This window comes from Arthrobacter sulfonylureivorans, from assembly GCF_047607445.1.
Lineage (GTDB): Bacteria > Actinomycetota > Actinomycetes > Actinomycetales > Micrococcaceae > Crystallibacter > Crystallibacter sulfonylureivorans_A.
Genome location: NZ_JBLKRT010000025.1, coordinates 1 through 13,837, shown reverse-complemented (window position 1 = coordinate 13,837; position 13,837 = coordinate 1). Strand labels below are relative to the sequence as shown.

Genomic DNA, 13,837 nt, shown 5'->3' with positions numbered 1-13,837 from the left:
TCGTCCATCGCCCCACGCTGCGCAAGAGCCCAAGCAGGGTGTAACGGACCGGTTTTTCCGCATAGCGGCGGTACCGGCCGGTTTATGTGCGGCTGATGGAGAGCTGAACCAGTGAAGGCGGCCGCAGATGCGGCGCGGTGCGGGGAAGGATGCGGGGCGGTCCGCGGAGTCCGGCGGCAGACACAACCAGGCCGGATTTCAGGCCCAGCAGGGCCGCCATTCCGGTCAGGAACAGGGCCAGGATGCACATGCCAGCGGCCATGTCGGTTTCCCCGCAGTTGGCACAGAGGGCCGCCGCGGTTCCGCCGCTGTCCTGGACCAATAGCGCCGATCCGGCCATCGGCGGGATGTGGACGGCGCCCTCCCCGATTGCGGCGACATGCTGTGTCCCTTGCCAGTCCGGGTTATGGTTCCCGGTCCAGGTGTGCATGCCGAGGATACCGACGATGATCGCTAGAAGCCCGAGCAGCAGGCCGATCGTACGGGCAGGCGAGGAGACGGTGTTCCGGGGAGTGTTCCCGGCCACTGTTCCTGACGCCTTGTTCCTGACAATCATTTGCACCAAGCCTAGCTACTGCTCTCCGGCGGAGCGGAATCCACTCGGGACCGCGGCCGTATCCCGCGCGGCGGGTCCGGCTTCGACCGGCTGGATTCGTTCCGGGTCCAGATCGATCCGGCGCAGCAGCTGGGCGTTGAGGGCAACCACGATGGTGGAAATAGACATCAGGATCGCGGCGACCGCCGGGGAGATCGCTACACCTGCAAAGGCGAGCACGCCGGCGGCGAGCGGGACGGCGACGATGTTGTAGCCGGTGGCCCAGAGCAGGTTCTGGATCATCTTGCGGTAACTGGCCCGGGACAGGTCGATCATCGACAGCACGGCCCGCGGGTCGTTGCCAGCCAGCACGACCCCGGCAGACTCCATCGCCACATCGGTGCCGGCGCCGATGGCAATTCCGACCTCGGCACGGGCCAGGGCCGGGGAGTCGTTGACACCGTCGCCAACCATCGCGACCTGCAGACCGCGCTCCTGCAGTTCTGTCACTTTTTTATCCTTGTCCTGTGGCAGCACTTCGGCGAAGACCTCGTCGATGCCCAGGTCCCGGCCGACAGCATCGGCCACCTGCCGGGCGTCGCCGGTGATCATGGCGACCTTCACCCCGCGCTCTTGCAACGCTGCCACGGCGGCCCGTGACTCGTCGCGGACCTTGTCTTCCAAGGCGACCGCGCCGATGATGTGCCCGTCGCGGACCACATGCAATACACCCGCGCCCCGCTCCATCCACGCGGCGGTCCGGGCGGCCAGCTCCTGAGGTTGTACCAGGCCGAGCTCGCGCAGCATGTTCGGTCCGCCCACTGCCATGTCGGCGCCGTCCACGACGGCGCGTACGCCGCGGCCGGTCATGGAACTGAAGTCGCGGCCGGGCAGCCGCATTGCGGAAGCCTGCGGGTCGGCGGCGGCCGCCGCGACGATCGCCCGGGCCACCGGGTGCTCGCTGTCGGACTCGACCGCGGCCGCGGCGGCCAGCAGTTCGGCCTCGCTGACGCCCTCGACCGCTGCGGTACCGGTGACGGCGTGCCGTCCTTCGGTCAGGGTGCCGGTCTTGTCGAACAGCACGACGTCGACGGTGCGCATGCGTTCAAGCGCCATCCGGTTTTTGATCAGCACGCCGGAGCGAGCCGCGCGTTCAGTGGAGATCGCGATAACCAGCGGGATGGCCAGTCCCAATGCGTGCGGGCAGGCGATCACCAGCACAGTGACCGTGCGGACCACGGCCTCGTCCGGGCTGCCCAAGGCGAGCCAGGCTGCGAAGGTGATGATGCCGGCGCCGAGAGCGAAGTAGAACAGCAGGGCGGCCGCGCGGTCTGCGAGGGCCTGGGCGCGGGAGGACGAGGCTTGGGCCTCGGCGACGAGGCGCTGGATGCCCGCCAGCGCGGTATCAGATCCTACAGCGGTGATTTCTACCCGCACGGCATTGTCGGTGGCGACGGTTCCGGCGACCACGGTGTCTCCGGAACCGCGGCCCACGGCCTTGGATTCACCGGTGATCATGGATTCGTCGAACTCGGCCTCGCCGTCGATGATGCGGCCGTCTGCGGGAACCCGAGCGCCCGAGCGCACCAGGACGATGTTGCCGGCAGTAAGGGTGCCGATCGGCACCGTGGTGACGCTGCCGTCGTCGTTCACCAAGTCGGCTTGGTCCGGCAGCAGGGCCGCCAGAGCGTCGAGGGCGCCCTGGGCCGAACCCAAGGCCCGCATCTCCATCCAGTGACCCAGCAGCATGATCACGATCAGCAGCGCCAATTCCCACCAGAAGTCCAGGTCGAACCCGCCGATGCCCAGGGTCGTGATCCAGGAGGCGGCGAAGGCCACGGTGATGGCCATGGCGATCAGCAGCATCATGCCCGGCTGGCGGGCCTTCAGCTCCGACAGCCCTCCCTTCAGGAACGGCAAGCCTCCGTAGAAGAAGATGACGGTGCCCAGCACCGGTGGAATCCACTCTGCGCCGGGGAACTCGGGAATGTCGTAACCCAAGAGCATGGCGAACATGGGGCTGAAGAGCACGACCGGGATTGAGAGAGCCAGCGATAGCCAGAACTTGTTTTTGAACATGGCGGTGCTGTGTCCTGCGTGCTGCCCATGGGTATGGACTGCGTGTTCTTCGTCCACTGCCACCTGGGCCTGCTCATGCCCGTGGTGATGATTCCGTTCGGGCGAACTCTGGGAGCTCATGACTCTCCGATCTTGATGAAAGTTGTCGAGAAATCTGCGGCGCTGTCATGTCAAAGGCGCGGTGTTCTTTTACGAAGTGGCTAGCTGGTAGCCAGCTTCGACTACTGCTTCACGCACTTCCGCCTCGGCTACAGGCTGGGCGGCCGTGATGCTGACGGAGGAAACGCCACCAGGGACGAGCACCACCTGCACATCCGTGACGCCGTCAAGACCAATCAGCGCGCCGGCGACAGTGGACGAGCAATGCCCGCAGGTCATTCCAGCCACTCGGTATTCGGCATGGAACGGGACGCCGGCGGACGCCCCCTTTAGCGCGGCAACGGATGTCGGCTCCTCGGCTTTTTCGGCGTCAACGGGCGCGCAGCAGGCGCAGCTGGGCGAGGACACATCTATCAGGGGAAGTTCGCGGTTCCCTGCTCCGCACATGGCGATCTCCTCACGCTCGTAGTCAAACTGCGGGGGCGAGATGCGTCATGCCTGAGCCGGAGGCCCAGAGGAGGTCGCAACCGCCCTGTCAGCGCGGGTGAGGACCTTCATTGCGTTGAGCACCTAAAGGGTGCGTGACGGCGATTTCCGGTATTCAAGAGATATACCCATGGGGGGTATATGTCAACGGACGGAGCAGAGACCGCCCTGTCCCGAGGGCGTTGAGGCTACTGCTTCAAGTGGTGGCCGGCGCCCGCGGTCGCAAGAAACACGTGAATGGGACACGATGGGCCGGCAAGAACACATGTTCTTACCGGCCCATCGCAGCCCCAGAGGTCAGGGACTAGACATTGAATCTGAACTCCACCACGTTCCGTCGCCGAATAGCCTCACTCGTAGACCAATCGCGGAACGACTGGGGCCGGGCTCCAGCGCGCCTCAGGCCGTGAGGCCTTGGGCCCGCATCCACGTTGGATCCGGCTCGACGGGCTGCACAAATTCCACTACGAGCCCTCCAGGCCCGGCGACTTGGAATCGGCGCTGCCCCCATGGTTCTGTCACCAGCGGCTTCAGCACCGAAACGCCGCCGTCCACAATCCGTTCGTGCTGGCTATCGACGTCCGCCACCAGCAGAGCGATCATCGCCCCAGAAACTCGTTCGGCAGGTTCGGTCCACGTGCCGTGGTCCGACTGGACGAAGTCCACGCGCAACTCTCCGTGGTCCGGGTGCTTCGTACTCACATACCAACCGAGGTCCATCAGCACCTGAAAGCCGAGGTGCTGAGAGAACCAAGCGCCGGCAGCGGTCGGGTCCGTGGCCGCGTATGCCGCACCGATCTGCATGACCTGCATGAAAATCCACTCCCTCCTACTGGTGTTCTGACTACGTGTGCCCTGACGGCCTGACCAGTCTTCCAGCCGAAGGCGTTACCGCGCCAGCAAGTCTGATGCCACCCCGGTTTTCCGACGGTCTCTCAGGCTCGCCAGGGAACGCGATGCCCCAAGCCGTCATGAAACCCACACCCGCCCGCACCTCGCCCTGCGGATTGTGGATCAGGCTCAGGCTCAGGCGTCGGAAGTAACCGGTGGACTTCCCTCACACCAGGTTGCCCGCAGCACCTTGCCGAAGGTAATCCGCGACTGCTTCGTGGCAGCCTGCCCATCCTCGACCGAGGCCCGCCTTGCCGCCCTTCAGATCTACAGTCTTAATGGTCTTCCATTGACTGTCAGGCTTGGCTTGGAACTTTGCCTTCTTGGTGACATATGGAGAGGCTTTCTCTGTAGCGTGTCCCCCACCGCGACAAAAACGAGCGAGAGATGATGCACTTGCGTGGATAGCCCCGAGCGCGGAGTTTCGCCCTGGTGTTCGCTGGGGTCAACTCTCGGCAATCAGATGCATAGACTCCAGGAACTCCTGCCACGGGTTCCACCCAATGGCTGACTCGTAGCCGATTCGATAGAGCTCTGCTGCGTTCCTGTCGCGAAGCGCCAGGTAGACGCGTTGGAAGTATTCCTTTCGGTTTGCCATCGCCTCCCTGGTCATGGGGCGCTCGTCTGCCGTAATGGGAATCACGCGCTTGTCCAGTTCGTCAATCAGGGTCGAGTAAATGGCCTTTAAGAGGTCATTGGAGACCAGCGAGGCGACGTACCTCTGGAAAGCGTTGCACTCAGCGAGGAATCCGGCGGGGTCAACGGCCCCAATCCTCTCGTCCAATCGTGTCAGCGACTGCTTCAAAGGGACGAGATCGTGCAGGGTGCAGTTCTCCAAGGCTTCGAGCCCCACGAGGACCTCTAGCGAGTTCCTCATCCTGAACAGCTCGGCGGTGGAGGGGTCGGAGATGTCGATCGTCAACAGATCCCGTCCCAGCTTGGCGGCTGCAGAGGGCCGCGTTGCGAACACCCCACCGGAGGTTCCCCTGCGCACAGTGACAGAACCTCTGTCGACAGCCAGGCGGATCCCTTCGTTCAGGGTGCTGTGAGAGACGCCAAGAGACTGTCGCAACTGGTCCTTGGTTCCCAGCAGGGCACCCGGAGGTGCCTGAGCCGCAAGCTCGGCCAATTGGTGGGCGACCTCGTCTGCCCGACCGACTGTCAGCATGCGCAATCCCTCCTGTTTCCTCTCGTGAACCTAAGACAAGTCTATTGACACCCAATAGAGCATTCGTTATTGTCCATTCATCATGTTCTTTATGGCTTAGATCACATACTAGCCTTCCCCTTGTAGTACGTCAGCCTCGGGAGACGCAAAGCCGTTGGCCCGTCCCACCCCTCTAACTAGGAGATGCCCTTGAAGCCCTTCCGCATTGACCCAGCAGGCCATTTGGAAGTCTCTGGCCGGAAAGTGACCTACTACGAGGGAGGCAAGGAACAAGCGGGCGCCGGCCAGCTTGTATTCGTCCACGGGACCTCGGGAACTTTCCCGGAGCACTTCGGTGAGATCGCGTCATTGCTGGCCCCCAAGGCCAAGGTGTACGGACTGGACATGGATTCCTCCACATCTGATGGGGCTGCGCTAGAACTCGCTGATCTTGTCCTTCAGGTGGAGACCCTCTTGGATGAGGTAGTCCCGTCAGGCCCGACCACATTGGTCGGGTACTCCCTCGGAGCTGTAGTGGCTGCCGCCGTCGCGGCCAGGCGGCCGGAGGCTGTGGATCAGCTCGTTCTCATCGCGGGCTGGGCCGCTACCGGTCAGCAACAGCGCCTGTTCAACCGGGTGTGGGCCGATCTTTGGTCCAGCGGGTCGCCTGCGCTGTCCACCTACATGTTCAACCACTTCTTCGGAGGTCCTTCGCAGGACAGCATGCCGCCCGGGATGGCGGATCAGATCATCCAGACGCTGACCATGACGGATGTGGTCGCTCGCCAGATGGACCTCAACGATCGCATCGACATCACCGACGAGCTGGCCCGGATACAGGCGCGCACGCTCGTCATCGGGTGCACGCACGACCAGCTCGTGCCTCTCCGCCAGACCAAGCTGCTCTTCGGCGGAATCCACGATGCCCGTTTCCAAGAGATCACCGCAGGGCATGCAGTGATCTATGAGCGCACCGCCGAGCTGGTGCGCAGCCTCGATCATTTCCACTCCGACCCGACCCGCCATCCGGCAGGGGTCACCATTCCCAACCTTGTGGCATGACCAGCCAATACACGATCCGAAGGAAGCCCTGATGCACCAGACAACACAGAACCCCGCCCCTGCTCACCGCCTCGACACCGAGGTCATGGAAGACGTCGATGTCTTGATATCCGGCGCCGGCCTCGCCGGTCTGGGCCTGGCTGTGCATCTGGCCCGGTCGGGAAAGCACTCTTTCCTCATGATCGACAGAGGCCACGACGTTGGAGGAACTTGGCGGGACAACACCTATCCAGGCATACATTGCGACGTCCCCTCCCACCTATACTCCTATTCCTTCCGCCCTAACCCGCACTGGTCCATGGTGCGGGCGCCCGGCGGCGAAATCTATGAGTACATGCGCCAGACCGCGCAGGAGGAAGGAGTCCTTCCCCATTGCCGCTTCAACACCGCTCTGGAGGACGCCAGCTGGAGCGAGGACCAGCAGCGCTGGATCATCCGAACATCCCAAGGAGTGTACCGCTCCCGCTTCTTCGTACCGGCCATGGGCCTACTCGTGAACGGCAAGACCCCGAACGTGCCCGGCATCGAAGACTTCCAGGGCGAGATGTTCCATTCAGCGGCTTGGCGCCACGATGTCCCACTGCAGGGCAAAAGAATCGGAGTTGTCGGCACTGGCGCCTCGGCAATCCAGATTATCCCGGAGATGGCAAAGGTCGCCTCGGAGCTCGTGGTCTTCCAACGCAGCGCAGCCTACGTGCTGCCACGCATGAACCGCCCCTACACCGATGCCGAGAAGGGCCTGTTCGCGCGGGACCCGGACGCATTGCAGGAACACCGCCAAGCGATCTATTGGCAGGCGGAAAACACCTATGCCGAGAAACGTGGCGTGGCCCCAGCAATGGAACGCGCCACCGCCGCCGCCACACAGTTCCGCGAATCCCAGATTGCCGACCCCGAACTGCGGGAAAAGCTCACCCCGGACTACGCCATCGGCTGCAAGCGCGTTCTTTTCTCCGACGACTACTTCGCAACCTTGAACCAGGACCATGTCCTCCTCGAGGACTCCGCTGTGGTCGGCGTCGAAGGCAACGCCGTGTCAGCGGCTTCCGGGGCGGCCTACGACCTAGACGTCCTGATTCTGGCGACCGGGTTCGACGCTTACAACCCGCCTTATGCCCGTCTGATCCACGGGCTAAACGGGACGTCCCTGGAAGACAAGTGGGCCGACGGGCTGCAGGCTTTCCAGACCATGACGGTCAATGGATACCCGAACATGTTCATTCTCTCGGCTCCAGCAGCGGCCACCGGGCACACCTCTGTGTTCTACACCGTCGAGGCGCAACTGGATCACGTCATGGAGGCACTGGACTGGTGCCAGGACCGGGACGTCAGCCGGCTCGAGGTGCAGAAAGCCGCCGAGGAGGAGTTCGGCCGAGAACTGCACGAACTGGGGCGGGGCACCGTTTGGTTGGACGGCGGCTGCAGCAGTTGGTACCTGGACCCGCGCAACGGCCGCCTTACCCTCGTCTGGCCAGACTTCTCGTACGCCTTTCGCGAGACCATGGAGCGCTTCCAGCCCGATGCCTACATGGTGCGGTTCCAGGAAGAGCTGATCACCAGCACTTCATAGGGACGCCACCTCGCCCTCACAAGGGCTCGACCGCGATGCCATTGCCTGGACAGCTACCGCGCCAGGAACCTTCCGCACTAACCCAGACGCTAGGCACGTCAGAAACCACGTTGGAGGAACATATGCAAAAGGAACATTCCACGGCAGCCCGCACCATCCCCGGTGAGGCCGCGGAGAGCCCCACCGATTTCCTGGTGATCGGCGCCGGATCGGCCGGCTGCGTGCTCACCCGCCGGCTGCTCGACGCCGGGCACTCAGTCACCCTCGTGGAGGCCGGCGACCACGACATCAACCCGGACATCGACGACGTCTCCCGGCTGGGGTTCCTGTGGGGCTCCGCTGTGGACTGGAACTACTACACCGAACCCCAGACCGAGCTGAACGGGCGCCGCGTGCACATCCCCCGCGGCAAAGTGCTCGGCGGCTCGCACGCCCTGAACGCGACCATCTGGGTCCGCGGCGACCGGAGGGACTTCGACTCCTGGGCGAAGAGCGGCTGCACGGGCTGGTCCTGGGACGAGGTCCTGCCCTACTTCAAGGCCATCGAGGCCTACCCCGACGGTGATGCGAAGACCCGCGGCTTTGACGGTCTCTTAGACGTCACTACTGAATACCCGCGCCACCCTGTCCAGCAAGCCATGTATGACGCAACCGTCCAGGAAGGCATTGCGGAGAATCCTGACTACAACTCCGGCTCGGTGGAGGGCGTGGGCTGGATGCAGTTGAACCTGCGGGACAACGTCCGGTTCAACACTTGGCGCGCGTACCTCAAGCCGGTCGCTGACCACCCGCGGCTCAGGCTCGTGACCGGCGCCCGCGCGCACCGGCTCGTCATCGACGACGGCACGGTCACCGGTGTCGAGTTGATCTGTGACGACCGGACAGTGACCTACTCTGCGCAGGAGGTCATCCTCACCGCCGGGGCCATCGGCTCGGCCGAGCTGCTGCTGCGCTCGGGCGTCGGACCGGCCGACCACCTTCGCGAGGTGGGCGTGGATCTGGCCTTGGACCTACCAGGTGTCGGGAGGAACCTGCACGACCACCTTCTGGTGCCCGTGGTTTGCACTACCGAGAAGCCGATGCCGGCGCCGGAGGTGGCCGCCGCGCAGGTGCACTACTGGGCCAAGTCCAGTCCGGACCAGGCGGTTCCGGATACCCAGCCGATCTTCTTTTCCGTACCGATGTATACGAACACCGCAGGGCAACTCATGGAGGGGCCGGACGAGGGGTTCTCCCTGCTCGCGGGCATGGTGCGGCCGGCCTCGCGCGGTTCTCTGACCCTGTCGGGGCCGGGTGCCGACGACCCGGTGAGAATTGACCTCGGCGCCTACACCGAACAGGCGGACCTTGAGGCAATGCTGTTCTCCCTGCGCCAGTGCCGGTCGATCGCCCGGCAGCCCGCGCTGGCCGAGTGGGGCGCCTCGGAAATCTTTCCCGGGCCCCAGGTGGGGGACTCCGACGACGAACTGGTCGAGTACATCCGGAACACGACCACCACCTACCACCACCAGGTAGGCACGTGCGCTATGGGGGTCGGGGAGAATGCCGTCGTGGATCCCGAATCCTTCCGCGTGCACGGCCTTCAGGGTATCCGCGTAGCTGACGCCTCAATCATGCCGCAGGTGACCTCCGGCAACACCAACGCCCCGGCCGTGTTGATCGGAGTGAAGGCCGCTGCATCGATCACCGGAAACACGCCCTTCTAAGGCGAACCCGGGGACGGACAGTGGCGAGGGCAGAAAGAGCCGCGCCACTGTCCGTCCTTCACAAAAAGTTTGATTCACGCCTCCAACAACCGTCAGGAGTCACCATGCAGAACATCACCGTGCTGGGCACCGGCGTACTCGGTTCCCAAATCGCTTTCCAAGCGGCTTATCACGGTAAGAGCGTCCTAGCCTATGACCTCAACGACCAGATCCTCTCGAAACTCGCCAGCCGCTGGGACTATCTCAAACCGCTGTACCTGCGTGACCTGCCCGACGCCACGCCAGAGAAACTGAGCGCCGCAGTCCGGCGTATCCGCCTTACCAGCGATCTGGCCGTGGCGCTGAAGGAGGCCGACCTCGTCGTCGAAGCGGTGCCTGAGGTCCTGGAGATCAAGCGCGCAATATGGGCGAAGGTCGGAACGCTGGCCCCGCCCAAGACCGTGTTCGCCACGAACTCGTCCACCCTGCTGCCCGGCAGCATCGCCGACGCCACCGACCGCCCGGAGAAGTTTCTGGCCCTGCACTTCGCCAACGAAGTCTGGCGCCAGAACACGGCGGAGGTCATGGGACACCCTGGCACCGACCCGCAATGCCTCGAAGCTGTTGCCGCGTTCGCCGAAGAGATCGGCATGGTGGCCATCCGACTCAAAAAAGAGCAGCCAGGCTACATCGTGAACTCACTGCTCATTCCAATGCTCGCCGAGGCCGCCAAACTCTACGTCCGGGACGTCGCCGACACAGCAACCATCGACCTCACCTGGCGCCAATCGACCGGAGCGCCCCTCGGCCCGTTCGAAATCTACGACATCATCGGCATGGAAACCCCGTACCAGTTCAACAGCCGCAGCCAAGACCCGGAACTGAAACGGTTCGCGGACATCCTTAAACGGGATTTCATCGACCAGGGCAGGCTGGGCCGCTCCGTTGGCAAAGGATTCTACGACTACGGCTGACCGCTTGATGAAAGACGGGATGACAAGCGCCACCCTAATGGCCGGGACCCCCAGGCGCGGCGCCCGCCGCCTCACCAGCGCCCTCGCCGTCGAGAGCATCCCTTACCTTATGGGGGTGAGGGCGTCAGATGAGGTCTTCCCGTTAGCGCGGCCCGGAGCCGTCGAAGAAAGATGTCCCTGGCTCCCCCACGCCTCGGAACGCAAGTCGACTCCGGGGCTTGCTGCTTGCCAAACGTCTCAACCAGAAACGCGAACCCAGAGTTTTCGCATCAAGGCCTGGCTGCGGCAGAATCCGACGGGGATGAGAAGGCCAATCAGATGTCGAGCCGTAGAGCTCGACCATTACGTCCCACCCGTCCTCGGTCGCAACGGTCCTCTGAAAGATGCTGTTTCACGCAAAGACCAGAATATTTGACTCGCCCTGTGCAATGGCAAACGTGGGCTTCCAGGTGTGGACAGGCTCGTCGACGATGAAACCCTTATGCATTGGGAATTGCCGCCGGTTAGAGGACCTTCTTCACCACGCTGGACTTCAGTTGCATCCGCCCAAAGCCGGGAACGGTCGCATCGATGTCGTGATCCCCCACGCCGTCCTCAATGAGTCGGATTCCACGCACCTTCGTGCCGACCTTCATCACACCGCCACCGGCACCCTTGACCTTGAGGTCCTTGACGATCGTGACTGTGTCACCGTCGGCGAGCACATTGCCAACGGCATCCTTGATCAGAGCGGTTTCGTGCGCGGCCTCGGGCGTGGTCTCGACAGTGGTCTCGACAGTGGTCTCGGCCGAGTCTTTTGGCCATTCGTGCCCGCACATCGGGCACACAAGCAAGGCACCCTGCTCGTAGGTGTACGCCTCATGGCACTCCGGGCAGGCCGGCAAAGCGTCAGACATTGAAGCGGAATTCGACCACGTCGCCGTCGGCCATCACGTATTCCTTGCCTTCAATCCGCACCTTGCCGCGGGACTTGGCTTCGGCCATGGACCCTGCGTCAACCAGGTCGGCGAATGAAACCACTTCGGCCTTAATAAAACCGCGCTGGAAGTCCGAGTGGATGACGCCGGCGGCCTGCGGCGCAGTATCGCCCCGGTTGATGGTCCAGGCGCGGGCTTCCTTCGGCCCCGCGGTCAAGTAGGTCTGCAGGCCCAGGGTGTGGAAGCCAACCCGTGCTAGCTGGTCCAGCCCGGATTCGTCCTGGCCGTTCATCTCCAGCATTTCGCGGGCTTCTTCCTCGTCCAGCTCCACGAGGTCCGCCTCCAGCTTGGCGTCCAGGAAGACACAGTCGGCCGGCTCCACGAGCGCGCGCAGTTCGGCCTGGCGCTCCGGGCTGGCGAGCACGGCGTCGTCCACGTTGAACACGTAGATGAACGGCTTGGCGGTGAGCAGGCTCAGTTCCTTGAGGTTCTCCACGTCCAGCTTGTCGCTCTCCACCGAGGCGAAGACGGTGTCGCCGCGCTCCAGCACCTTCTGCGCCGCCTGCATGGCGGCCAGCTCGGCGGCGTCGCGCTTCTTGATCTTGACTTCCTTCTCAACCCGCGGAATGGCCTTCTCCAGGGTCTGCAGGTCGGCCAGGATCAGCTCGGTGTTGATGGTCTCCATGTCCGAGCGCGGGTCCACCTTGCCGTCCACGTGCACCACGTCGGGGTCGTCGAAGACGCGGATGACCTGGGCAATGGCCTGTGCTTCGCGGATGTTGGCCAGGAACTGGTTGCCCAGCCCTTCACCTTCGGAGGCGCCCTTGACGATGCCGGCGATGTCCACGAAGGACACGGTTGCCGGCAGGATCCGCTGCGACCCGAAGATCCCGGCCAGCTGGTCCAGCCGGGGGTCCGGCAAGGAAACCACGCCGACGTTCGGCTCGATGGTGGCGAACGGATAGTTTGCCGCGAGCACGCTGTTGCGGGTCAGCGCGTTGAAGAGGGTTGATTTGCCGACGTTGGGCAGTCCGACGATGCCAATAGTTAGAGCCACGGTAGTCAAGGATACCGTGGCCGGGACACAACCACCGGCGTTCCCTGTTTTGTCCGAGGCAGCTGGCATCGTGAAGGCATGGATGCATCGCATGTACTTCTCGCACTTCTGGCCTTGTTCATTGGCGCCGCGGCCGGGGCCGTGGCCGTGGCTGTCCTTTTCCGCCGCCGCCTGGCGGATCTACAGGACGCTGCCAAGCACGACGGCGACCGGCTGGCGGAGCTCTCGGCCCGCCTCGCCGGGGTGGAGGCGGAGCGCCGCATGCTGTCCGAGCAGAACCGTCAGCTCTCCGCGCAGGACGAGCAGGAGAACACGGTGCTGCGCGCCCTGATCCCAGTTGGCGAGAAGCTCAAGCTGGTCCAGCAGCAGGTCAGCCTGCTGGAACGGGACCGGGTGGAGCAGTTCGGCCAGTTGGCCGAGCAGCTGCGCGCTGCCCAGCGCAGTGACGAGGCGCTGATGCGTTCCACCCAGACTCTCGCCTCCGCGTTGCAGTCCAATTCAGCGCGCGGCCAGTGGGGCGAGGTGCAGTTGCGCCGGGTCGTGGAGGCAGCCGGCATGCTGCCCCATGTGGATTTTGATGAGCAGGTCCACCTGGCCGGTGCGGACCGGACCGGCCGCCCGGACATGCTGATCCGGCTGCCCGGCGGGAAGTCCATCGTGGCGGACGCCAAGGTGCCGCTGCGCGCCTACCTGCAGGCCCAGGAGATTCCGGCCGCAGCATCGGCTGCCGAACAGCAGCAGCGGGCCGACCTGCTGGCCGCCCATGCCAAGGCTGTCCGCGGACACGTGGATGCGTTGGCGGGGCGGAAGTATTGGGAGAATCTGCAGGCCTCGCCGGAATTGGTGCTGTGTTTCCTGCCCTCGGAAGCGGTGCTGTCCGCCGCCCTGCATGCTGATCCCGGGCTGCTGGACCATGCCTTCGCCCGCAGCGTTGCCTTGGTCTCCCCCGTCTCGCTGCTGGCCACGCTCAAGTCGGTGGCGTTCACTTGGCGGCAGGAGGTCCTCAAGGACAATGCACGCGAGATCTTCGACCTGTCGCGGCAGCTCTATGAGCGGCTCGGAACGCTGGGCGAGCACGTCACACGGCTGGGCTCATCGCTGAAAAGCTCGGTCGAGCGGTACAATTCGTTCGTTGGGACCTTGGAGTCGAGGGTGCTGCCGACAGCGCGGAAGATCAACGCCTTCGACGCGACGGTGCTGGAGGAACCCGCGGCACCGGCAGCGTTAGAGAACACGCCCCGGCTGCTGTCGGCCCCGGAGCTGATCGAAAACAGGGATCCGGCAGCCTGAGGCTCCTCCTGCGCCGCGCATAGACTGATCGAGCCGCTCGGGTTG

At 64.1% G+C, this 13,837-nt stretch carries 12 protein-coding genes; 5 read left to right on the top strand and 7 right to left on the bottom strand.

Annotation, left to right across the window (positions count from 1 at the left end):
• Positions 1-82: 82 nt before the first annotated feature.
• The 5 genes from ACMX2H_RS12675 to ACMX2H_RS12655 form a co-directional block, all read right to left on the bottom strand.
• Positions 83-556 (bottom strand): DUF6153 family protein, encoded by a 474-nt coding sequence (locus tag ACMX2H_RS12675; protein ID WP_414960842.1) that lies wholly within the window; start codon positions 554-556, stop codon positions 83-85.
• A 15-nt stretch (positions 557-571) separates the two neighbouring features.
• On the bottom strand, positions 572-2,734 hold the full coding sequence (locus ACMX2H_RS12670; RefSeq protein WP_414960841.1) for a heavy metal translocating P-type ATPase: 2,163 nt from the start codon (positions 2,732-2,734) through the stop codon (positions 572-574).
• A gap of 69 nt (positions 2,735-2,803) precedes the next feature.
• Positions 2,804-3,160, bottom strand: a complete 357-nt coding sequence (locus ACMX2H_RS12665; protein WP_414960840.1) for a heavy-metal-associated domain-containing protein — start codon at positions 3,158-3,160, stop codon at positions 2,804-2,806.
• A 438-nt stretch (positions 3,161-3,598) separates the two neighbouring features.
• Positions 3,599-4,012 (bottom strand): VOC family protein, encoded by a 414-nt coding sequence (locus tag ACMX2H_RS12660; RefSeq protein ID WP_414960839.1) that lies wholly within the window; start codon positions 4,010-4,012, stop codon positions 3,599-3,601.
• A gap of 523 nt (positions 4,013-4,535) precedes the next feature.
• Entirely contained in the window at positions 4,536-5,012 is a 477-nt protein-coding gene (locus ACMX2H_RS12655) for an FCD domain-containing protein (RefSeq protein ID WP_414960838.1), read from the bottom strand.
• 435 nt (positions 5,013-5,447) lie between these two features.
• On the opposite strand from ACMX2H_RS12655, the gene ACMX2H_RS12650 reads away from it, so the two are divergent.
• The 4 genes from ACMX2H_RS12650 (at position 5,448) to ACMX2H_RS12635 (ending at position 10,528) form a co-directional block, all read left to right on the top strand.
• Positions 5,448-6,299 (top strand): alpha/beta fold hydrolase, encoded by an 852-nt coding sequence (locus tag ACMX2H_RS12650; RefSeq protein WP_414960837.1) that lies wholly within the window; start codon positions 5,448-5,450, stop codon positions 6,297-6,299.
• Between the two features lie 31 nt (positions 6,300-6,330).
• Positions 6,331-7,869 carry a flavin-containing monooxygenase gene (locus tag ACMX2H_RS12645; protein ID WP_414960836.1) on the top strand — a complete coding sequence of 513 codons (1,539 nt, stop codon included), beginning with the start codon at positions 6,331-6,333 and terminating at the stop codon, positions 7,867-7,869.
• A 122-nt stretch (positions 7,870-7,991) separates the two neighbouring features.
• On the top strand, positions 7,992-9,575 hold the full coding sequence (locus ACMX2H_RS12640; protein WP_414960835.1) for a GMC family oxidoreductase: 1,584 nt from the start codon (positions 7,992-7,994) through the stop codon (positions 9,573-9,575).
• 104 nt (positions 9,576-9,679) lie between these two features.
• Entirely contained in the window at positions 9,680-10,528 is an 849-nt protein-coding gene (locus ACMX2H_RS12635) for a 3-hydroxyacyl-CoA dehydrogenase (RefSeq protein WP_414960834.1), read from the top strand.
• A gap of 503 nt (positions 10,529-11,031) precedes the next feature.
• On the opposite strand, the gene ACMX2H_RS12630 is transcribed toward ACMX2H_RS12635, so the two are convergent.
• Entirely contained in the window at positions 11,032-11,424 is a 393-nt protein-coding gene (locus ACMX2H_RS12630; protein WP_414960833.1) for a zinc ribbon domain-containing protein YjdM, read from the bottom strand.
• Entirely contained in the window at positions 11,417-12,502 is a 1,086-nt protein-coding gene (gene ychF / locus ACMX2H_RS12625; RefSeq protein ID WP_414960832.1) for a redox-regulated ATPase YchF, read from the bottom strand. Before ychF ends, ACMX2H_RS12630 begins: the two co-directional genes overlap by 8 nt.
• A gap of 78 nt (positions 12,503-12,580) precedes the next feature.
• On the opposite strand from ychF, the gene ACMX2H_RS12620 reads away from it, so the two are divergent.
• Positions 12,581-13,792 carry a DNA recombination protein RmuC gene (locus ACMX2H_RS12620; RefSeq protein WP_414960831.1) on the top strand — a complete coding sequence of 404 codons (1,212 nt, stop codon included), beginning with the start codon at positions 12,581-12,583 and terminating at the stop codon, positions 13,790-13,792.
• Positions 13,793-13,837 lie beyond the last annotated feature (45 nt).

Bases quoted from the DNA above. Each gene is read 5' to 3' on its own strand.
- ACMX2H_RS12675 (WP_414960842.1), bottom strand. From the start codon at position 556: ATGATTGTCAGGAACAAGGCGTCAGGAACAGTGGCCGGGAACACTCCC.
- ACMX2H_RS12670 (WP_414960841.1), bottom strand. From the start codon at position 2,734: ATGAGCTCCCAGAGTTCGCCCGAACGGAATCATCACCACGGGCATGAG.
- ACMX2H_RS12665 (WP_414960840.1), bottom strand. From the start codon at position 3,160: ATGTGCGGAGCAGGGAACCGCGAACTTCCCCTGATAGATGTGTCCTCG.
- ACMX2H_RS12660 (WP_414960839.1), bottom strand. From the start codon at position 4,012: ATGCAGGTCATGCAGATCGGTGCGGCATACGCGGCCACGGACCCGACC.
- ACMX2H_RS12645 (WP_414960836.1), top strand. From the start codon at position 6,331: ATGCACCAGACAACACAGAACCCCGCCCCTGCTCACCGCCTCGACACC.
- ACMX2H_RS12640 (WP_414960835.1), top strand. From the start codon at position 7,992: ATGCAAAAGGAACATTCCACGGCAGCCCGCACCATCCCCGGTGAGGCC.
- ACMX2H_RS12635 (WP_414960834.1), top strand. From the start codon at position 9,680: ATGCAGAACATCACCGTGCTGGGCACCGGCGTACTCGGTTCCCAAATC.
- ACMX2H_RS12630 (WP_414960833.1), bottom strand. From the start codon at position 11,424: ATGTCTGACGCTTTGCCGGCCTGCCCGGAGTGCCATGAGGCGTACACC.
- ACMX2H_RS12620 (WP_414960831.1), top strand. From the start codon at position 12,581: ATGGATGCATCGCATGTACTTCTCGCACTTCTGGCCTTGTTCATTGGC.